Raw genomic sequence first — 19,274 nt, 5'->3', positions numbered from 1 at the left:
CCACCGGGACCAAGACCTGCTCCCTAGGCATCAGGCGTCTGATCTTTAATAGAATCGCGGGAAGTCGACGGAGGCCGCGGAGCTGTTGGAAAGCCTGCTCGCCGGACTCAAGCCGGGCCGCGGTGCGTTGCACGCCGGCGGCGCCCACCGGCTTTTCGGGCTGATCGCCGAGGAGGCAGGTGGCGCGGAGGAGGCCGAACTGCACTACGCCACCGCGCTCTCCCTGCTCGAACAGACGGGAGCCCCCGGAGACCTCGCCGACATCTGCCGGCTGCTCGGAGACCTGCCGCGCAGCGAGGGCCGGACGGAAGCGGCACTGAACGCCTACCGGACCGGCCTCGGGCACCGCGCCGAACCGGGCACCACCACCCTCGGCCCCGCACCCGCCCGGCCGCCGTTCGCCCCCTGGGCCTGAAGCCCAGGGGGCGTTCGCCTGTGCGTGCCCCCGGGTCAGCCCGCCCCCGGCAGGGTCTTGAGTGCCGTCCGTGCCTCGTCCATGATCCGCTCGACCAGTTCCGAGCAGGACGGCAGATCCTCGATCAGACCCGCCACCTGCCCCGAGGCCATCACCCCGATGTCCGTGCGCCCCTCGACCAGCGAGGCCTTCAGCAGCATCGGTGTGTTGGCGGCCAGTAGCACCTGACTCCAGGTCAGTTCCTTGCCGTGTTTCATTGCCAGTCCGTCGCGGACCAGCTGGGGCCAACTCGCACCGGACTCCTTCCGGAAAGCCGAGGCGTGCCGCACAGCCCGCAGCAGAGAGGTGGCGCGGCCGGAGCGCTCCAGCGAGTCGACCATGGCGGTACGCAGCATGCGGTGCGGCAGGCCGTCCACCTGTGTGGTGACCGTGACGTCCTTGACGGTGGCGGCCAGGTACTTCGCCTTCACCGCGTCGGGGACGGTGCTGTCGGAGGTGAGCAGGAAGCGGGTGCCCATGCCGATGCCGGCCGCCCCGTAGGCGAGTGCGGCGACGAGACCGCGGCCGTCGTGGAAGCCGCCCGCCGCGATCACCGGGATACCGACGGCGTCCACCACCTGGGGGAGCAGCACGGTGGTGGCCACATCGCCCGTGTGGCCGCCGCCCTCGCCGCCCTGGACCATGACCGCGTCGGCTCCCCACGCGGCGACCTTCTCCGCGTGCCGGCGGGCGCCGATGGAGGGGATGACGACGACGCCGGCGTCCTTGAGCCGGGCGATCAGGTTCTTGGAGGGGGCGAGCGCGAAGGACGCCACCCGTACGCCCTCGTCGATGATGATCCGTACCCGTTCGCCCGCATCGCCCGCGTCCGCCCGCAGGTTGACGCCGAACGGCGCGTCCGTACGGGACTTGACCTCGCGGACCGCTGCGCGGAGCTGCTCGACGGTCATCGTCGCGGAGGCCAGGATGCCGAGCGCCCCCGCGTTGGCGGAGGCCGACACCAGCCGGGGGCCGGCGACCCATCCCATCCCCGTCTGCACGATCGGGTACCGCACTCCGGTCAGCTCGGTGAGCGCGGTCGGAAACGGTACGGGCCCGGTCATGCCGGGACCTCGCGCTCGCGGAGCCCCTTGGGGTCGATGACCTCGCGGATCAGTCGGAGCTCGGCCTCCGTCGGCTCCCGGGTGAACGGCACCTCGTCGGGGACGGTGAGGGCGAACCCGGTGGCCCCGATGACCCCTTCGAGGCTCACGCCGGGGTGCAGGGAACGCAGCCGCATCGTGCGGTCGGGGGTCTCGAAGTCGAACACACCCAGATTGCTGACGACTTCGGGGATGCGGTGGTAGCGGGTCGCGGAGGGGCCGGCCGCCTCCGCCCGGTCGTAACCGACTCCGCTGACCATGTCGACGTGCTCGACGAACACCCGTGCCGAGTGCTTGGGTACCCAGTAACTCGTCGGGTTGTTGAGGGTGTTGACCGGGGCGCCCCGCACTCCGAGCAGCTGGCGCGTGGGCCTGGCCCAGTCACCGATGCAGGAGATGTTCTGGTTGCCGTGCCGGTCGATCTGACTGGCGCCCATCATCACGTGCCGGCGGCCGGTGGCGGTGAGTGTCAGGTGCTGGCGGAACGGCAGCCAGCCCTCGATGCTCCCCGGCCTCGCCCCCACCGCGGGGGTGTCGCCCATGAGCAGCGCCTCCCCGTCGGTCAGCAGCAGTTCGGGGGAGAAGGTCAGCCGCGCCAGGCGTGCGCCGATGACCGGGACGGTGCCCATGGGGCTGGCGAGGATCTCGCCCGCGCCACGCCAGGCCTCCGCGCAGGCCACCACGCAGTACTCGGCGCGGCTCGCCGTCGGGATGCCGGTGCTCTCGGTGCCGCTCATGCTTCCTCCTGGTGGAACGCGGTGACGGTGGCCTGGTAGGCGGCTTCGTCCCCGGACAGGAACCGTTCGACGAAGGCGGGCCAGGCCTCGGGGTCGCGGGCGGCCCGGACGTAGGCGCGCTGGAAGGCCTCGTCCCGGTCGTGGTCGGGGACGCAGGAAGTGAAGTGCGCGCCGTTCGGCGTCTCGACGACGCCGTCCACGAACATCCGCTTGACCAGCAGCGTCTGCGGCCCGTGCTCCTTCAGCAGGTCCGCCGTTTCTACGATTCGCTCGCAGGAGACGTAGGCCTGGTCGGCGGCCTCGCAGAACAGGTCGTCGAAGTACGGGTCGGGGCCCAGGTACTGGCCGTTGCCCTGCACGTCGGAGCGGTTGAGATGGACCAGTGCCGCATCCAGCCGCAATGCCGGAGCCGCGACCAGCTTCTCCCCGTCCTCGTAGGGTGAAGTGACCGTACGCAGAGCGGGGTTGACCTTCATCAGGTCGGAGCCCAGACCGGCGCGCACCGGCATGAACGGCAGCCGCTGCGCGCCCGCCGTCAGGCCCCACATCATCATCGCCTCGTCCATCTCGACCATCTCGAAGGCACCGCGCTGCCGGGCCGCCGTGAAGTGCGGCTCCAGCGGTATCGAGTCGAGCGTCCCGAAGGCGGCGACCAGCTTGCGGATCTTCCCCGCCGCCGCCAGCAGGCCCACGTCGGGGCCGCCGTACGACACCACGGTCAGGTCGGTGATGTCCGAGCGCAGCAACGCCCGGACCAGGGCCATCGGCTTGCGGCGCGAGCCCCAGCCGCCGATGCCGACCGTCATGCCGCTCTCCAGTCGGCCGACGACGTCGTCGGCCGTCATCGTCTTGTCCTGTGTCACGTCTGCTGCTCCTTGTCCGTGCCGAAGGTGTCGCGCACACGGTCGGCGATGCCACTGAGGTTGGCCTCGAAAGTGAAGCCCTGCTCGAAGCGGTAGCTGCGGCGTACGTCGACGGGGTCGATGCCGTTGATGGCGGCCTTGGCCAGCCGGATCAGATAGCCGTTCTTGGCGGCGATCTCTCCGGCGAGCTCCAGGGCGGCCCCCGCGAGCTGCTCGCGCGGCACGACACTGAACACCGAGCCGTGCCGGTGCAGTTCCTCGGCCGACACGGTGCGTGAGGTGTAGTACAGGGACCGCATCAGGTGCTGCGGGACCAGCCGGGCCAGGTGCGTGGCCGCGCCGAGCGCGCCGCGGTCGAGCTCCGGCAGGCCGAAGGACGCGTCGTCGGCCGCAACGATCACGTCCGCGTTGCCCACCAGGCCGATCCCGCCGCCCAGGCAGAAGCCGTGCACGGCGGCGACCACCGGGACCTCGCACTCGTAGACCGCCGCGAACGCCTCGAAGCAGCCCCGGTTGGCGCCGATCAGCGCTTCGGGTCCGTCGGCGCGCTGCATCTCCTTGATGTCCACGCCCGCGTTGAAGCCGCGCCCCTCGGCGGCGAGCACCACGCAGCGGATGTCCGGGTCGACCCCGGCGGCGCGTACCGCCGTGGCCAGGTCGTACCAGCCCTGTACGGGCAGGGCGTTGACCGGAGGGAAGTCCACGGTGACGACGGCGACGCCCTCGCGTGGGACGGAGGTGGAGACACCCATGAGCAGATCAGCTACCTTTCCACCAAACGTTTGTTAGGCCCAAAAGGTAGCAGCGATACGGACGCCGCGGGAGGGTGTCATGCCACTCAGCGGTACCGGCGCCCTGTTCCCGTGCCTCGCCTATCGCACATCGCTCAATGCCTGTCGCCCACCGAAAGGACCCTCGTCATGACCTCACCGACCGCTCTGTGTGCCGGACGCGTCGCCGTCGTCACCGGCGCCGGCCGTGGACTCGGCCGCGCCCATGCCCTGGCCCTCGCCGCCGAAGGCGCGAAGGTCGTCGTCAATGACCTGGGAGTGGGGCTCGACGGCTCCGGCTCGGGCACCGGGCCCGCCCAGCAGGTCGTCATGGAGATCCGCGCGGCCGGGGGCGAGGCTGTCGCCCACAACGGTGACATCGCCACCTCCGAGGGCGCGGCCTCTCTCGTCGCCACCGCACTCGACTCCTTCGGCCGGCTCGACACGCTCGTCAACAACGCCGGATTCCTCCGCGACCGGATGCTGGTCAACCTGGACGAGGACGACTGGGACGCGGTGATGCGCGTCCACCTCAAGGGGCACTTCCTGCCGCTCAAGCACGCGGCGGCGTACTGGCGTGCCGAGTCGAAGGCCGGCCGGACACCGGCGGCCCGGGTCGTCAACACCAGTTCCGGGGCCGGGCTGCTGGGCAGCGTCGGCCAGGGCAACTACGCAGCCGCCAAGGCGGGCATCGTCGGCCTGACCCTGGTGGCCGCCGCCGAGATGGGCCGCTACGGAATTCAGGTCAACGCGATCGCCCCGGCCGCCCGGACCCGGATGACCGAGGCGACGTTCGCCGAGACGATGGCGGCCCCCGGGGAGGGGGCCTTCGACGCGATGGCCCCGGAGAACGTGTCGCCGCTCGTCGTCTGGCTGGGCTCCGCCGCATCCGCCGGGGTGAGCGGCCAGGTCTTCGAGACCGAGGCCGGACGGATCACCGTGATGGAGGGCTGGCGGCCGGGCCCCACCGCCGACAAGGGCGCCCGCTGGACCCCGGCCGAGGCCGGAGAGGCGGTGACCGGTCTGCTGGCCGCTGCAGAGACGTCGCAGCCGGTGTACGGCGCCTCCTGACATGCCGCGACACGGGGTGGTGATGTGTCGTCACCACTCCGTGCGGGCAGGGGAATTCAGGCGCCGGCGGGCTCGCCCCGCACCCCGGCCACCAGCAGCGCGGGGGACTCCGTGCGGCCGTCCAGGATGCGATTGGTCCGGGTCACGACCTCCCACCCCGACGGCAAGCGGCGTAGCCGCCAGTGGTTGGCCGTCGCCCGGCGCACCACGTACCGGCCCGACTCGTGCACCACCATCAGCGAGTGGCACACCGCCACGGCCTCGTCGCCGTTCACCGTGATGTGCGGCGGGCCCACGACATGTGCGCACCCCTGGCGGATCCAGCCCTGGTGTGCGGGGGAGCGGACCATCTCACGAACCCGCTCCCGGCCCGCGAGGAAGATCTCGTCGATGTCGTACACCCCGTCCGGCGCCCAGAGCGCGGCGACGCTGTCCGCGTCGCCTCCGTCCACCAGCGGCCCGTACGAGGCCATCGTGCGCGCGATGTCGCGCTCGTCCTCCAGCATCCTGAGCCGCGCCTCGATCGCGGCGAGCCGGTCCCTCATGCCCGTGCCTCCACACTCTTCGTCAGGCCCGCGATCGCGGCGAGTGCCTCCAGCTGGTCGACGTAATGGCTCGCCCCTGTGGCGTTCAGCGACACGCTGACCAGTGTGGCTCCGGCCTCGGACACCTTCCGCAACGCCTCGGACGCGGCGTCCGGATCGCCCGACGGGTCGAGCGGGCGGCCCGCACTCAGCACCACCTCGAAGCCCTCCGGCAGCGAGGCCGCGCCGACCATCTCGCTCAGCCGGTCGAGCGGCAGCCCGAACGGCACCCAGCCGTCCCCGTACGCCACCGCCCGGCGCAGCGAACGCGGGGTGCGGCCACCGATCCACAACGGCACCCGGTCCTGCACGGCGTGCGGCTCCACCACGAGCCCCTCGTAGTCGAAGTGCTCACCGTGGTACGCGGGTTCGCGGCGGGACAGGGACGCCCGCAGGGCCCCGAGGGCGTCGTCGGCGATCGCGCCCCGGCCCTCGAAAGCAGCGCCGAGCAACTGGAACTCCTCCTCCAGACTGCCCACCCCGAGGCCCAGGACGACCCGCCCGCCCGAGATGAGGTCCAGCGTGCCGTAGCGCTTCGCGATCTCCAGCGGATGGTGGTAACCGAGCACCAGGACCTGGGTGACGAACCGGATCCGGTGGGTCCGGGCCGCCAGGTAGCCGAAGGTGGACAGCGGGTCCCAGTAGGTGCCGCCGCGCTGCCCGGCGATCTCCGCGGGCACCGCCACATGTTCCGAACAGGACAGATGATCGAAGCCGAGCCGGTCAGCCGCCTCGGCGACCGCCCCCAGCTCCTCGATGCCGGCAGTGCGCTCCCACGGGGAATGGACGCCGGGGACGGCCGTGACGACGGGACTGTTGATGCCGAGCCGCATGGGGGCACCTCTCTGGGGCAGAACGGGATGGGACGGAACGTGAAGCGGCCATCCAAATCCCCCGCCCCGGCTCGCGCAGGCCGCGTCCCGGTGGGCGGGAAGCGCCCCGGACCACGGCTTCCGGCCGGGTCCCACTCAACGGAACGACGCCCACCGGGCCCGTGCGGCGCGCGAGAACATCGGCGGCCGGCGGAAGGACGTCAGCACCGTGCCCCGAACGAACTGCGAGAGAACTCCCGCGCACCCCAGCTCACCCAAGCAGCGCCGGCGCTACGCCCGCATGCTGCGGGCCGCGGCGCACCTCGGAGCCGTACACGGTCTCGAAGGCATGCAGATGCAGGACGTGGCCCGGCGGTCCGGTGTCGCGATCGCCACCCTGTACCGCTACTTCCCGTCCAAGACCCACCTGTTCGCCGCCGTCCTGCACGACCAGGTGTGCCGCCTCGATGCCGGCACTCCGCTGCCCCCGCCGGGCGCAGGGCCGGTGGAAGCGGTGAGCGAACTGCTCACCGAGGCGAGCCGGCAGCTCCTCGAACAGCCGCTGCTGGCCCTGGCGATGCTCCAGTCCACCAACGTCTCCCACGTCGGCGACGGCAGTCAGGCCCGCCGCACGGACGAGATCATCGTGGACCTGATCCTGCGCATGGCAGGGGTGTCCACCCCCTGCGGCCAGGACCGGCGAGTGGTCCGCATCCTGGAGCAGGCCTGGTACGGCCTGCTCACCACCGTCCTGTACGAGCGCTCCTCGGCAGAGGCGGCGCAGGACGGCATCCGGCTGGCCTGCCGTCTCCTCCTCGGCCCGGTCCTGGCCGAGCGACGCGCCTGAGGCCCTGCCGCACCCGCGGTCCCGGTCGAGCCCGCGCCCGCCGTCCGGTCAGTGGGATGGCGGGCGCGGGCTCGGGCCGAAGCTTCTACGGTGCCCACGAGGGCCGCTTCCCGTGGCCGGCTGCTCCGCGCAGGGGTGCCGAGCCGACGGGACCGGCCCTCACGCGCCAGCAGCACCGACCCACCCGAGGAGTACTCATGCCGCGCAACGTCGTCGTCACCGGATCCGGTTCCGGGATCGGTGCCGCCCTCACCGCCTTGTTCCGAGCCCAGGGAGACCGAGTGATCGGCGTGGACCTCCACGGAGGCGAGGTGGAGGCCGACCTGTCCACACCGGGCGGTCGTGCCGCAGCCGCGGCTGCGGCCACCGAGGCGGCCGGCGGAGTCGTGGACGCGGTCGTCACCTGCGCCGGAACCTCCGTACCGGGAACCGCGATGGTGACCGTCAACTACTTCGGCACCACCGAGTTCGTGACGGCGCTGCGCCCGGCCCTCGCCGCGGCCGAGCGGTCACGGGTCGTGGCCATCGGTTCGATCTCCGGTACGCAGCCCCACGACCCGGAGGTCGTCGCCGCCTGTCTGGCAGGCGACGAAGCCACGGCCCTGGAACATGCCGAACGCGCCGTGGCCGACGGCCGCGCCCGGCAGCTGTACCCCTCGTCCAAGGCAGCGCTCGCGCAGTGGGCGCGGCGCACCGCGGTCTCCGAGGGCTGGGCCGACGCCGGGATCCCCGTGAACGTCGTCGCGCCCGGCATCGTCCTCACCCCGATGAGCGCGGGGCTCTTCGACGACCCGGAGATGAAGAAGGTCATGGACGCGGCGGTCCCCATGCCGCTCAACGGTTATCTGGAGCCCGAGGACGTCGCACGGGCCGTGCTGTTCCTGGCCTCCGAGGGAAACAGCCACATCACCGGGCAGGTGGTGTACGTCGACGGAGGGGCCGAGGCGACCCTGCGCGGGCCCGCCGACTTTTGAGCCGTCGCAAGAGGTGCCCCGGTCGCGTCATGCGGCCGGGGCACCTTCGCTCGTGCGCCGGGGGAACGGGTGTCAGACGCGCACCTTGGTCCGGATCACCTTGCCGGTCGCGTTGCGCGGCAGCGCCTCGGTGGTCAGCCGCCACTGCTTGGGCACCTTGAAGTACGCCAGTTCGGCCGCCGCGTACTCCCGCAGCTCCTCCTCGGTGACCGTCGAGCCCGCCGCGAGCACCACGACCGCGGCGACCTCCTGGCCGAGGTCGGGATGCGGCACCCCCAGCACCAGGCACTCACGGACGTCCGGGTGCTCCACGAGCACCGTCTCGATCTCGGCCGGATAGACGTTCTCGCCGCCGCGAATGATCAGGTCCGAACGACGGCTGCTGAGATACAGCCGGCCCTCGCGCAACTGCCCCAGATCACCGGTGCGCAGCCAGCGGTCCGCGTCGACGGCACCGGCGGTGGCATCCGGATCGCGCCAGTACCCCAGCATGTTGAACTGGCTGCGGACCCAGACCTCGCCCTCTTCGCCCTCGCCGAGCACCTCGCCGGCGGGGTCCCGTATCTCCAGCCGTACGCCGGTGACGGGCCGCCCGAGCGTGCCGGGCGCGGCCGCCAGCTCCTGCGGGCTCGCCGCGGCCACAGCCGTACAGGTCTCGGTCAGCCCGTAGCTGTCCACCAGCGAGTCCTTCGCGAACGGCAGGTTCTGCCGCAGCCGCTCCTTGAACGCGGTCGAGGACGGGGCGGAGGCCAGCGCGAACGCCGTCAGCGAGGACGTGTCGTACCGGTGGGCCCCGCCGTGTTCGAGCATCCGGTGGGCCATGGTCGGCACCGCGCCCCAGTTGGTGACCCGTTCGCGCTCGACCATGCCCAGGACGGCGTCCACGTCGAACGCGCCCTGGTGCAGGGCGATCCGGCTGCCGGTGGCGAGCCGCGGCACGGCCAGGTTGTGCAGGCTCGCGATGTGGAACAGCGGCAGCGTCAGCAGGTAGACGCGATCCAGCGGGGGCAGCGGGTCGCCGAACTCCTGGAGCAGCGCGTCGTTGAGACGGTGGTACTCGATCACGGCCAGCAGGTTGCGATGCGTGTGCACCGCCCCCTTCGGGCGGCCCGAGGTGCCCGAGGTGTAGAGGATGACGGCCGGGTCGTCCTCGGCGACGTCCGCGGACGGCAGCGGCGCCTCGGGGTGGGCCGCGACGAAGCGGGTGATGTCGTCCTCCACGGACAGCACCGGTACCGCGCAGCCGGCCAGCTTCGCCGCCTGCCTGGCATCGGCCACCACCAGCGAAGGCTCCGCGTTGTCGATGCCCTGCGCCATCTCCCGCGCCGACCACCAGGCGTTGAATCCGACCGCCGCCGCGCCGATCGACACGGTGGCCCAGAAGGTCTGGATCCACTCGGGGGAGTTGGCGGCGGCGATGGCCACCCGGTCGCCCTGGGCGATGCCGTACTCCTCCCGCAGCACCTGTGCCAGCGAGGCGACCTGGGCGGCGTGCTCGGCGAAGGTGATCCGCCGGTCCGCGGTGACGATGTAGTCACGGTCGGCATGGGCGACGGACGTGTGCAGCACCTCGTGCAGGGCCCGCTGCCGGTGGGTGAACACCGGCAGCCGGGCCCCCAGCACTTCGGCTTCGGACAGCTCGAAACGGCCGCCCGGGCCGATGAGCCGGCCGATGATCTCCGCCGCTCCGGCGGGAGCGGCCGAGCGGTGATCCGTATCGCTGGACATCAGGTGACTCCTGGTGCGTCTCGAACTCCACTGGGATCGCGGTCGAGGTCAGTGTCAGCAGTGCCGGTCCCTCTTCTCATGGCTGATTCCGGTCACTGGGACACCGTTTCACGGCGGTGACCCGGCGACAACGGTGACGACAGGCGTGCGGACAAGGCGGCACACGGCTCCCGGTGAGTGGGATGCGTCACGTCGGCCGGATTTCGTCGGCCGTAGCGTCCCCCCACCTGCTCCGGCCCCGGGCCTCCTGCCCGGGTGTCACCTGCCTTCCGGCACCCGTCTTTCCCGCCTTCCGGCACCGGCCCGACCGGCCCGGGCTTCTGGAGGAAGAAATGAAGCGAGCACCACGGCCGCGAGTCCGCCTCGCCGCCACCCTGGCCGTCGCGGCGATGCTCACCTCCGCGTGCGTATCGTCCGACGCCGACAAGACCGATGGCGCAAAGACGCAGAAGACCGAACGCGGCCGCTACACCTTCGGCCTGGTCGGCGAACAGCCCGACGGCGGTACGCCGGTCGACGGCGGCACCCTGCGCATCGCCGACTACGCCGAGGCGCGCAGCCTCAGCCCCGCCGTCACCTATGCCACCGGAGCCTCCGGCGGCTCCGCGCTCGCCGCCGTCTACGACGTACTGATGCGGTACGACACCGCAGCCAAGAAGTACGAACCCCAGCTCGCCGAGTCACTGCACAGCAGCGACGACCTGAAGACCTGGACGCTGAAGCTCCGCGACGGGGTGAAGTTCTCCGACGGCACCGCGCTCGACGCGGACGCCGTGACCGCTTCCATCGCCTGGTACCAGAAGAACAAGGGCGCCGACACCGCTCTGCTCGCCCCGAACCTGGCGAAGGCCGAGGCCACCGACGACTCCACCGTCGTCTTCACTCTCCGAAACCCCTGGGCGACGTTCCCCGCGATGCTCGCCCAGGCACCCGGCATGATCGTCGCCCCCGCCGCGTACGCCGGGAAGACGTTCAAGCCCATCGGGGCGGGCCCCTTCGTCCTGGACAAGTACGCCCCCCAGGAGGAGATGGTCCTCAAGGCCAACAAGAGCTACTTCAAGGGCAGGCCCCACCTCGACGCGCTCCGCTTCACCTGGCCGCAGTCCGACCGCACCAAACTGGAGTCGCTCGAAGACGGCACCGCCGATTTGACGTACATGCGCAGCCCCGACGTCGTCGACGAAGCCGTGAAGGCGGGCCACCCCGGGGAACTGACCCTCACCGGTCTCGGCAACATGGTCGTCATCAACACCCGCAAGGGCCGGCCCGGCGCCGACCTGCGCGTCCGCAAGGCGATGGCCCTGGCCCTCGACCCGGAGCTCGAAACCGAACGCGCCTACAACGGCAAGGGCCTGCCCGGCAAGGAGATCTTCCCGCCGGAATCGCGCCTGCACTCCGAGGTGAAGCCCCTCGGCGTCGACCTCGACCAGGCGAAGAAGCTGCTCGCCGAGGCCAAGAAGGACGGCTACGACGGCACGGTCACCTACATGGACGGCACCGACCCCGTCGCCAGGGCCAAGGGCGTTGTCACCAAGGCGATGCTGGAACGGGTCGGCTTCACCGTGAGACTCGACATGGTTTCCTCGATCGCCGACCGGACGTCGAAGACGTACGTGGAGCACGACTTCGACATCAGCCGAGGTGCGGCAAGCATCTCCGAGAGCGACCCGTACCACCGCCTCCAGAGCGTCCTGAACTCCACGAGCTACGGCAACCCCGGCGGGTACGCCAACCCGAAGATGGACGCCCTGCTGGTCCGGCTCCAGGCCGCGGACAGCGACGCCGGGACCCAGAAGATCCTCGACGAGGTGCAGACCCTCTTCAACGAGGACGTCCCCCTGGTGAACCTGGGTGCGAGCGCGGCCTTCACCGCCTGGGCCAAGAACGTGCACGGTGTCGTGCCCACCGACGAGTACATGACCCTCTTCGATGAGGCGTGGATCAGCAAGTGACGTCCCGAGGGCCGGCCGCCCGCCGCGGTACCCGGCGGGCTCCCGCTCACCGGGTCACCGCCCTGGGCCGGCCGGCCCGCCCGCCAGTAGCTTCACCGCACCGCGATGCGCATCCCGTAGACCCGTGTGCCGCCACCGGGCAGAACTGGAGGAACCCATGAGTCCCGCTGCGCTGCGCCGACCGGCCCTCAAGGTCCTGGAACTGGTGGGCGTGCTCCTCATCGCGAGCATGGGGGTCTTCTCCCTGGTGGTCCTGCTGCCCGGCGACCCCGCCGTCGACATCCTGGGCGCCGGCCGGTCGCCGGCCGAGTACGCCGAGCTCCGCACGGAACTCGGCCTCGACCAGTCGCTGGTCACCCGCTACCTCGACTGGCTGGGCGGTGTCCTCACCGGGGACTTCGGCCAGTCCGTCGTACCGCCGCAGAGCGATGTCACCGACCGGGTGCTGTCCGCGCTGCCCGTCAGCTTCGAGATCGCCGCCCTGGGGCTGCTCATCGCCCTGCTGATCGCCGTACCGCTGGCCATGTGGTCGGCGTACCGGGAGAATTCGGCCGCCGACCGGATCATCGGCGCCGGCACCTTCGGGGTGCTGTCCGTGCCCAGCTTCCTGGCCGGGCTCCTGCTGATCCTGCTCCTGGTCAACTCGGCGGGCTGGTTCCCGCGTTCCGAATGGATCCGGCTCGGCGACGGTGACCTGCTGGGCAACCTGCACCATGCCTTCCTGCCGGCGCTGACCGTGGCACTCGCCGAACTGGCCATGTTCACCCGGGTACTTCGCGGCGACCTGATCGTGACCCTGCGGGAGGACTACATTCTCGCCGCCCGTGCCAAGGGCATGAACCCGCTGCGCATCCTGTTCACCGACGCCCTGCGCCCCTCCTCGTTCTCCCTGGTCACCCTGCTGGGCCTCAGCCTCGGCCGGCTCATCGGCAGCACCGTCGTCGTCGAGTACCTCTTCGGGCTGCCCGGCATGGGAACCCTCGTCGTCAACGCCGCAGGCCAGGGCGACTACCCGATGGTTCAGGGCGCCGTGCTCACCATCGCCGTGATCTACGTGGTGATCAACGCCGCCATCGACTTCTCCTACGGCTACCTCGACCCGAGGACGCGACGTGTCCATGCCTGACATCGTTCCGCGCACGCGGACCGCCATCCCGCCGCCCCTGCTCACCGCCGTGACCCTCACCGTCGTCGGCCTCGTCGTGCTGGGGTTCGGCGCGACGACACCCCAACTCGTGACGCCCGCCAAGGCGGCCCTCGCCCTACTCGGCCTCGGCCTGACGTTCGCCGGAGCCTCCCGGCTCGGCAAGCGCTGGGCAGGACCCGGCTTCGACCTGGTGTTCTGGTTCGGCACGGGCTGGCTCATCCTGCTCGGCCTCGCGATCCTCCTCGCCCCGTGGCTGCCGATCGGAGAGGACCGCGACGTTGCGAGCACCGTCCTCGAACCGGTCTTCGCCACCCCGACGTTCACCGGGGACAACCCCCTCGGCACGAACGCCTTCGGCCTCGACCTGCTCGCCCGGTCCCTCTACGGCGCCCGGTCCTCGCTGATCATCTCGCTGTCCGCGGTCGCCGTAGGCACCGTCGTCGGCGGTGCGATCGGCATGGTGGCCGGCTACTTCCGCAAGGGCGTCGACCGTGCGGTGGGCATCGCCACCAACTCGCTGCTCGCGGTGCCCCCGCTGATCCTGCTCATCGCGCTCGCCACGGTGCTGGAGCCGCATCTGCGCAACGTCGCCCTCTCACTGGCCCTGCTCACCATCCCGGGCATGGTGCGGCTCGCCCGCGCCACCACGATGGCCTACGCCAACCGGGAGTTCGTCGTCGCGGCCCGCGCCATGGGCGCCACCCGCTCCCGGATCCTGCTGCGCGAACTGCTGCCCAACGTCCTGCTGCCGCTGCTGTCCCTGGCGGTCGTGATGATCTCGGTCCTCATCGTTGCCGAGGCCTCGCTCAGCTTCCTCGGACTCGGCATCCAGCCACCCGAACCCACCTGGGGAAACATGATCGCGGAGGGGGAGGGGCGGGTCTTCGAGGACCACCCGCACATCGTGCTCGTACCCGGTGCGTTCCTCTTCCTCACCGTCTTCGCCTTCAACATCGTCGGCGAGAAGGCTCGCGGGCGATGGGACTCCCGGAGCGTGAAACTGTGACCACCATACCGCTGACCGACGACCCGGGAGCGGCCGCCGGCCCCGAAGAGCCCGAGCTGCTGACCGCCACCGGCGTTCGTACCGCCTTCCACACACCACACGGGCCCGTGCAGGCCGTCGACGGTGTCAGCCTGTCGCTGTCCGAGGGCGAGACCCTCGGCATCGTCGGCGAGTCCGGCTCGGGCAAGTCGGTGCTCGGACGCACCCTCATGGGTCTGATCACCGACGGCCCCGGCACCACCGTCTCCGGCACCGTCCTGCTCGGTGGCAAGGACGTCCACGCACTCACCCCGTCGGGCCGCCGATCCCTGTGGGGCACCGAGGTCGCCATGGTCTTCCAGGACCCGATGACTTCGCTGAACCCGGTGAAGAAGGTCGGAACGCACCTGTCCGAGAGCGTCCGCGCCCACCTCGGCCTGAGCCGCGCCGAGGCCCGGGAAAGGGCCGTCGACCTGCTCCGGCAGGTCGGCATCCCCGAACCCGCCCGGCGGGCCGCCCAGTACCCGCACGAACTCTCCGGCGGCATGCGCCAGCGCGTCGTCATCGCCATGGCCCTGGCCTGCGGCCCGCGCCTGCTCATCGCCGACGAACCGACCACCGCGCTCGACGTGACCGTGCAGAAGCAGATCCTGGACCTCCTCCAGTCGCTGGCCCGGGACCTGCGGATGGCGACCATCCTGATCAGCCACGACCTCGCCACCGTTGCCGGCCGCACGGACCGGGTCGCGGTGATGTACGCGGGCCGCCTTGTCGAGTACGCGCCCACCGCGGCCGTGTTCGAACGCCCCCGGCACCCGTACAGCAGCGCCCTGATCTCCTCCATCCCGCGCCTCGACCTGCCCCCGCACACCCTGCTCCCCACCATCGAGGGCCGCCCACCCAACCTGCTCCACCCGCCCCCCGGCTGCCGGTTCGCCCCGCGCTGCGGCGCGGCCACCGATCGCTGCGGCACCGACTCGCCCCCGCTCACCGGATACGCCGGTGACCGCGACGCGGGCGGCCTCGTCGCCTGCCACCACCCCCTGGGCGCCGTCGAGGAGGCCGCCGTATGACGACCACCCGCACCACCGCCACCGCACGGGACCCGCAGTCGCCCGCGCTGAGCGCGGAGAATCTCGTCGTGGAGTTCCCGGCCGGCGGCGGCCGCAAGGTACACGCCGTCTCCGGTGTCGGCCTGGACGTCGCGGCGGGCGAAACCCTGGGCATTCTCGGTGAGTCCGGCTGCGGCAAGTCCACCGTCGGCCGCTCCCTGATCCAGCTGCCGCCCCCGGACTCGGGCACCGTACGCCTCGGCGAGGTGACCCTCACCGGCCTCGCCCCCGGGGAACTGCGCCGGGCCCGCGCCCGGATGCAGATCATCATGCAGGACCCGGTCTCCGCCCTGAACCCGCGCCGCAAGGTCAAGGACCTGGTGTGGGAGGGCCTGTCGATCTGGGGGAGCGGCGACGACTCCCGCGACAAGGACACCCGGATCGACGCCGCCCTGCGCGACGTCGGCCTCGACCCGGCGACCGTACGCGACCGCAGGCCGCACGAACTCTCCGGCGGCCAGTGCCAGCGGGTCTGCATCGCCCGCGCCCTGCTCCTGGACCCCGAGGTGCTGATCTGTGACGAACCCGTCTCCAGCCTCGACGTATCCGTGCAGGCGCAGATCCTCAACCTCCTTGAGACGGCGACGCAGCGGCGCGGACTGAGCATGGTCTTCATCGCCCACGACGTGTCCGTGGTGAAGAACATCAGCGACCGCGTCATGGTGATGTACCTCGGCAAGGTCTGCGAGGTACTGCCATCCGACGGGATGCAGGACGAAGCCGTCCACCCCTACACGCGGCTGCTGCTCGCCTCGCTCCCCGAGGCCCAGCGCGGCCCCGGCGCCGTCGAGGAACCGGCCGCCGTCGGCGCGGCTGCCGAACTCCCGTCGCCCCTGAACCCGCCGTCGGGCTGCCGCTTCCGCACCCGCTGCCCGCTGGCCACCGATCGGTGCTCCGAGGAGGAGCCACCGCTCAGGGACATCCGGCCCGGCCACCGGGTCGCCTGTCACCACGTACAACCGAGGAGGAACCACTCGTGACCACCACCGAGACGCCCGATGTCCTGGCTCCCGCCCAGCTGGGCCCGCTCAAGCTCCGCAACCGCATCATCAAGGCGGCGACCTACGAAGGGCTCAGCCACAAGTCCCTGGTGACCAAGGATCTCGTCGACTTCCACGTCGCCTACGCGCGTGGCGGCGTCGGCATGACGACCGTCGCCTACTGCGCCGTCTCGAAGGAAGGGCGGACCGACCGGCACCAGATCCACTGGACCGACGAGGCGATGCCTGGACTCCGCGTACTCACCGACGCCGTGCACGCCGAGGGAGCCGCGGTCTCCGCGCAGATCGGCCACGGCGGACCCGTCGCCAACCCCAAGGGCAACGGCGCCCCGGCACTCTCCCCGTCCAAGCACTTCCACGCCACCACCATCAGCTGGGCGCAGGAGGCTTCCGTCGCCGACATCAAGCGCATCACCGAGGCCCACGCCGAGGCCGCACGCCGCGCGATCGACGCGGGCTTCGACGCCGTCGAGGTCCACCTCGGCCACAACTACCTGGCCAGTTCCTTCCTCAGCCCCAAGGTCAACCACCGCACCGACGCGTACGGCGGCAGCCTGGAGAACCGGGCCAGGTTCGCCCGGGAGATCATGCGGGCCGTCCACGACGCGGTCGGCGGTCGGATCGCCGTCATCGCCAAGATGAACATGGACGACGGGGTCCCGGGCGGCTTCTGGCTCGACGAGTCCATCCCCGTCACGCAGTGGCTCGAACAGGACGGCACCGTCGATGCCCTGGAGATGACCGCCGGCAGCTCCCTGCTCAACCCGATGTACCTCTTCAAGGGCGACGCCCCGCTCGACGACTTCTCCGCGATCATGCCGCAGCCGATCAAGCTCGGGGTGAAGCTGGTCGGCAAGCGGTTCCTGCGCAGCTACCCCTACCGGGATGCCTACCTCCTGGAGGATGCCCGGCAGATCCGGGCCGCCGTGAAGCTGCCGATGATCCTGCTCGGCGGCATCACCGGCAAGCCGGTCATGGACCTCGCGATGCGTGAGGGCTTCGAGTACGTGGCCATGGCCCGGTCCCTGCTGCGCGAGCCCGATCTGGTCAACCGCCTGCGCAAGGACGCCACCACCCCGTCCCTGTGCATCCACTGCAACAAGTGCATGCCGACCAACTTCACCGGGACCCGCTGCGTCTTGGTCGACCGTGGCACCACCCGCCGTGAGACGTGGGGCAAGCCTGCCGGGTACGTGGCGTGAGGGGCCCGGACGCCGTCGCCACGGCCGCAGCGGTGAGGAACGGCGAGACCGACGCCCGTACCGTCACCGAGCAGGCGATCGCGCGCATCGAGAAACACAACCCACGCCTCAACGCGGTGATCCACACCCGGTTCGAGGCCGCGCTCGCCGAGGTGGCGGCCGGTCTGCCGGACGGCCCGCTGCATGGCGTGCCCATGCTGGTCAAGGATCTCGGCACCGAGGTGGAAGGGCTGCCGGCGACGGGCGGCTGCCGTCTCTTCACCGACGCGACCGCCGACCACGACAGTGAACTGGTGGCCCGCTACCGGCGCGCCGGGGCCGTCGTCCTCGGCACTACCAACACCCCTGAACTGGGCCTCAACGCCTCCACAGAACCGGTCCTCTTCGGCCCCACCCGCAATCCCTGGAACACCGCCCACTCACCGGGCGGCTCCAGCGGCGGCTCGGCTGCCGCGGTGGCGGCCGGAATGGTCCCGGTCGCGCACGCCAGCGACGGCGGCGGCTCGATCCGCATCCCGGCCGCCGCCTGCGGACTGTTCGGCCTCAAGCCCAGCCGCGGACGCGTCTCGCCCGCGCCCCGCCCCACCACTCTGTCGGGCCTGGTCTCAGGACACCACGCCGTCACCACGACCGTCCGGGACAGCGCCCTGCTCCTCGACGTCGTCGCCGGCCCCATGCCCGGGGACGCGTATGCCGCCCCCGCCCCGGCCGCCCCCTTCGCCGAACTGGCCCGCCGCGACCCCGGGCGACTGCGTATCGGCCTGATCACCGCACTCCCGGACGGCCCCGACGTCCACCCCGACTGTGCCGGAGCCGCACGCGCCGCCGCCCTGCTGTGCGAACGGCTCGGCCACGACGTCGTCGAGGCCACCGCCCGATACCGCCCCGGCGACGTCGGCCGCACCTCCGGAGCCCTGATGGGCGCCGACCTCGTCGCCCAGATCGACGCCCGGCTCGCCCAGCTCTCCAGGCCCCTGGCCGGCGACGACATCGAGCCGTTCACCCGAGTCCTCTACGACACCTACCGCGCCCTGCCCGCCGCCGACGTCAGCCGGGCACTGCGCCGCGCGCAGGAGATCGGCTGGGAGGTCGGCGCGGCGTTCGACCGGTTCGACGTCCTGCTCAGCCCGGCCCTCGCACAGCCCACCCCGCTGCTCGGCACCCTCGACACCACGCACCCGGAATCGATCTACCGGCACGCGTCCGTCCATTCCGCCTTCACCAGCGTGTACAACGTGACCGGGATGCCGGCCATGTCCGTCCCCTTCGGCCACGACGGCGAGGGGCTGCCGCTCGGCGTCCAGTTCGCCGCACCCCTCGGCGGCGAGGGTGTGCTGCTCGCCCTGGCGGCACAGCTGGAACGGGAGGCGCCCTGGAGGTCCCCGCCCGCTCCGTGACGGGGTGCCGGTCCCGGTGGATTCCCGGCCTGCCCGGGCTCTGCGACATTCCGTCGATCGCAAGGCATCGGGGCCGTCCCGGCCCTCCTGCACGCTGGCTGCCTGGGTGCGGATGGACCCAACGACCCGTAACGCCACCGTGCTGGGGCAGAACGGTGTCAACCGCAGCCCGTTCCTGCTGGGATACGAGCAGTCGTTGGGCAAGTGGTCCTTCAGGGCGGTGGATACGGATGCCCCGAAGTCGGGGACGTGGTCGTATCAGCGGGTGGTGTCCAAGGATCCGGCCGTGCCCGGGGTGTGGACGCATCTGGCCCTCGGAGATCTCGCAAGCCCTCACTGGCAAGGCCGCCGCTGACGCTGTCGCGCGGGTGGCGCCGGCAAAGCCGGGCAAGACCTCCCACACCGCGAAGCCCGCCGCCACGGGCACGGCGACAGTCCACATTCTGGGCCAGGACGCGGCGCGCAAGGCCGGGATCACCGGTGTGCTGCTGATCGCCACCGCCACCGCCACCGCCTCCCAGGCCGGCAGCGCGCA

At 71.3% G+C, this 19,274-nt stretch carries 18 protein-coding genes and 1 pseudogene; 12 read left to right on the top strand and 7 right to left on the bottom strand.

Annotated features, from left to right (window positions below):
* Nucleotides 1–55: 55 nt before the first annotated feature.
* Nucleotides 56–415, top strand: a pseudogene (locus ACFU8W_RS23420) (transcriptional regulator); the annotation flags it as partial.
* Nucleotides 416–450: 35 nt separating this feature from the next.
* Here ACFU8W_RS23420 and ACFU8W_RS23415 read toward each other — a convergent pair.
* The 4 genes from ACFU8W_RS23415 to ACFU8W_RS23400 are packed head-to-tail and all read right to left on the bottom strand — an operon-like array spanning nt 451 to nt 3,909.
* Entirely contained in the window at nt 451–1,518 is a 1,068-nt protein-coding gene (locus tag ACFU8W_RS23415) for an NAD(P)H-dependent flavin oxidoreductase (RefSeq protein WP_384040372.1), read from the bottom strand.
* The gene (locus ACFU8W_RS23410) at nt 1,515–2,294 is read right to left on the bottom strand and encodes a CoA-transferase subunit beta (protein ID WP_384040370.1); all 780 of its coding nucleotides are present in this window, start codon (nt 2,292–2,294) and stop codon (nt 1,515–1,517) included. Before ACFU8W_RS23410 ends, ACFU8W_RS23415 begins: the two co-directional genes overlap by 4 nt.
* Complete coding sequence (locus tag ACFU8W_RS23405; protein WP_384040744.1) at nt 2,291–3,139, bottom strand: CoA transferase subunit A; 849 nt, start codon at nt 3,137–3,139, stop codon at nt 2,291–2,293. Before ACFU8W_RS23405 ends, ACFU8W_RS23410 begins: the two co-directional genes overlap by 4 nt.
* Before the next feature lie 14 nt (nt 3,140–3,153).
* Nucleotides 3,154–3,909, bottom strand: coding sequence for an enoyl-CoA hydratase family protein (locus tag ACFU8W_RS23400; RefSeq protein ID WP_384040367.1), 756 nt, complete (start codon nt 3,907–3,909; stop codon nt 3,154–3,156).
* Between the two features lie 168 nt (nt 3,910–4,077).
* Between ACFU8W_RS23400 and ACFU8W_RS23395 the strand changes: the two genes are divergently transcribed.
* Nucleotides 4,078–4,998 (top strand): SDR family oxidoreductase, encoded by a 921-nt coding sequence (locus tag ACFU8W_RS23395; protein ID WP_384040364.1) that lies wholly within the window; start codon nt 4,078–4,080, stop codon nt 4,996–4,998.
* Nucleotides 4,999–5,054: 56 nt separating this feature from the next.
* Here ACFU8W_RS23395 and ACFU8W_RS23390 read toward each other — a convergent pair whose 3' ends face one another.
* Together ACFU8W_RS23390 and ACFU8W_RS23385 are read right to left on the bottom strand one after the other, a co-directional pair.
* Nucleotides 5,055–5,543, bottom strand: coding sequence for a nuclear transport factor 2 family protein (locus ACFU8W_RS23390; protein WP_384040361.1), 489 nt, complete (start codon nt 5,541–5,543; stop codon nt 5,055–5,057).
* A complete protein-coding gene (locus ACFU8W_RS23385; RefSeq protein ID WP_384040358.1) occupies nt 5,540–6,415 on the bottom strand; it encodes an LLM class F420-dependent oxidoreductase in 876 nt (291 codons plus the stop codon). The genes ACFU8W_RS23390 and ACFU8W_RS23385 overlap by 4 nt, the downstream gene beginning before the upstream one ends.
* 208 nt (nt 6,416–6,623) lie before the next feature.
* Between ACFU8W_RS23385 and ACFU8W_RS23380 the strand changes: the two genes are divergently transcribed.
* Complete coding sequence (locus tag ACFU8W_RS23380) at nt 6,624–7,241, top strand: TetR family transcriptional regulator (RefSeq protein WP_384040355.1); 618 nt, start codon at nt 6,624–6,626, stop codon at nt 7,239–7,241.
* 197 nt (nt 7,242–7,438) lie between these two features.
* The gene (locus tag ACFU8W_RS23375; protein ID WP_384040352.1) at nt 7,439–8,215 is read left to right on the top strand and encodes an SDR family oxidoreductase; all 777 of its coding nucleotides are present in this window, start codon (nt 7,439–7,441) and stop codon (nt 8,213–8,215) included.
* Between the two features lie 72 nt (nt 8,216–8,287).
* On the opposite strand, the gene ACFU8W_RS23370 is transcribed toward ACFU8W_RS23375, so the two are convergent.
* Complete coding sequence (locus ACFU8W_RS23370; protein ID WP_384040349.1) at nt 8,288–9,943, bottom strand: class I adenylate-forming enzyme family protein; 1,656 nt, start codon at nt 9,941–9,943, stop codon at nt 8,288–8,290.
* 332 nt (nt 9,944–10,275) lie between these two features.
* On the opposite strand from ACFU8W_RS23370, the gene ACFU8W_RS23365 reads away from it, so the two are divergent.
* The 8 genes from ACFU8W_RS23365 to ACFU8W_RS23330 all read left to right on the top strand — a co-directional run bounded on the left by ACFU8W_RS23365 (nt 10,276) and on the right by ACFU8W_RS23330 (nt 19,094).
* Nucleotides 10,276–11,895 carry an ABC transporter substrate-binding protein gene (locus tag ACFU8W_RS23365; RefSeq protein ID WP_384040346.1) on the top strand — a complete coding sequence of 540 codons (1,620 nt, stop codon included), beginning with the start codon at nt 10,276–10,278 and terminating at the stop codon, nt 11,893–11,895.
* 157 nt (nt 11,896–12,052) lie between these two features.
* Nucleotides 12,053–13,021, top strand: a complete 969-nt coding sequence (locus tag ACFU8W_RS23360; protein WP_384040343.1) for an ABC transporter permease — start codon at nt 12,053–12,055, stop codon at nt 13,019–13,021.
* Entirely contained in the window at nt 13,014–14,048 is a 1,035-nt protein-coding gene (locus ACFU8W_RS23355) for an ABC transporter permease (protein ID WP_384040340.1), read from the top strand. Before ACFU8W_RS23360 ends, ACFU8W_RS23355 begins: the two co-directional genes overlap by 8 nt.
* Nucleotides 14,045–15,100: an ABC transporter ATP-binding protein gene (locus ACFU8W_RS23350; RefSeq protein ID WP_384040337.1), complete on the top strand. Its 1,056-nt coding sequence runs from the start codon at nt 14,045–14,047 to the stop codon at nt 15,098–15,100. Before ACFU8W_RS23355 ends, ACFU8W_RS23350 begins: the two co-directional genes overlap by 4 nt.
* Nucleotides 15,097–16,119, top strand: a complete 1,023-nt coding sequence (locus tag ACFU8W_RS23345) for an ABC transporter ATP-binding protein (RefSeq protein ID WP_384040334.1) — start codon at nt 15,097–15,099, stop codon at nt 16,117–16,119. The genes ACFU8W_RS23350 and ACFU8W_RS23345 overlap by 4 nt, the downstream gene beginning before the upstream one ends.
* Nucleotides 16,116–17,342 carry an NADH:flavin oxidoreductase gene (locus ACFU8W_RS23340; RefSeq protein WP_384040331.1) on the top strand — a complete coding sequence of 409 codons (1,227 nt, stop codon included), beginning with the start codon at nt 16,116–16,118 and terminating at the stop codon, nt 17,340–17,342. The genes ACFU8W_RS23345 and ACFU8W_RS23340 overlap by 4 nt, the downstream gene beginning before the upstream one ends.
* Nucleotides 17,339–18,739 carry an amidase gene (locus ACFU8W_RS23335; RefSeq protein WP_384040328.1) on the top strand — a complete coding sequence of 467 codons (1,401 nt, stop codon included), beginning with the start codon at nt 17,339–17,341 and terminating at the stop codon, nt 18,737–18,739. Before ACFU8W_RS23340 ends, ACFU8W_RS23335 begins: the two co-directional genes overlap by 4 nt.
* Complete coding sequence (locus tag ACFU8W_RS23330) at nt 18,672–19,094, top strand: LamG-like jellyroll fold domain-containing protein (protein WP_384040325.1); 423 nt, start codon at nt 18,672–18,674, stop codon at nt 19,092–19,094. The genes ACFU8W_RS23335 and ACFU8W_RS23330 overlap by 68 nt, the downstream gene beginning before the upstream one ends.
* Nucleotides 19,095–19,274: the final 180 nt, after the last annotated feature.

This window comes from Streptomyces sp. NPDC057565, from assembly GCF_042801455.1.
GTDB classification, from domain to species: domain Bacteria; phylum Actinomycetota; class Actinomycetes; order Streptomycetales; family Streptomycetaceae; genus Streptomyces; species Streptomyces yanii.
The sequence above is the reverse complement of the archived record's forward strand: the minus strand, read 5'-3'. Positions and strand labels throughout refer to the sequence as shown.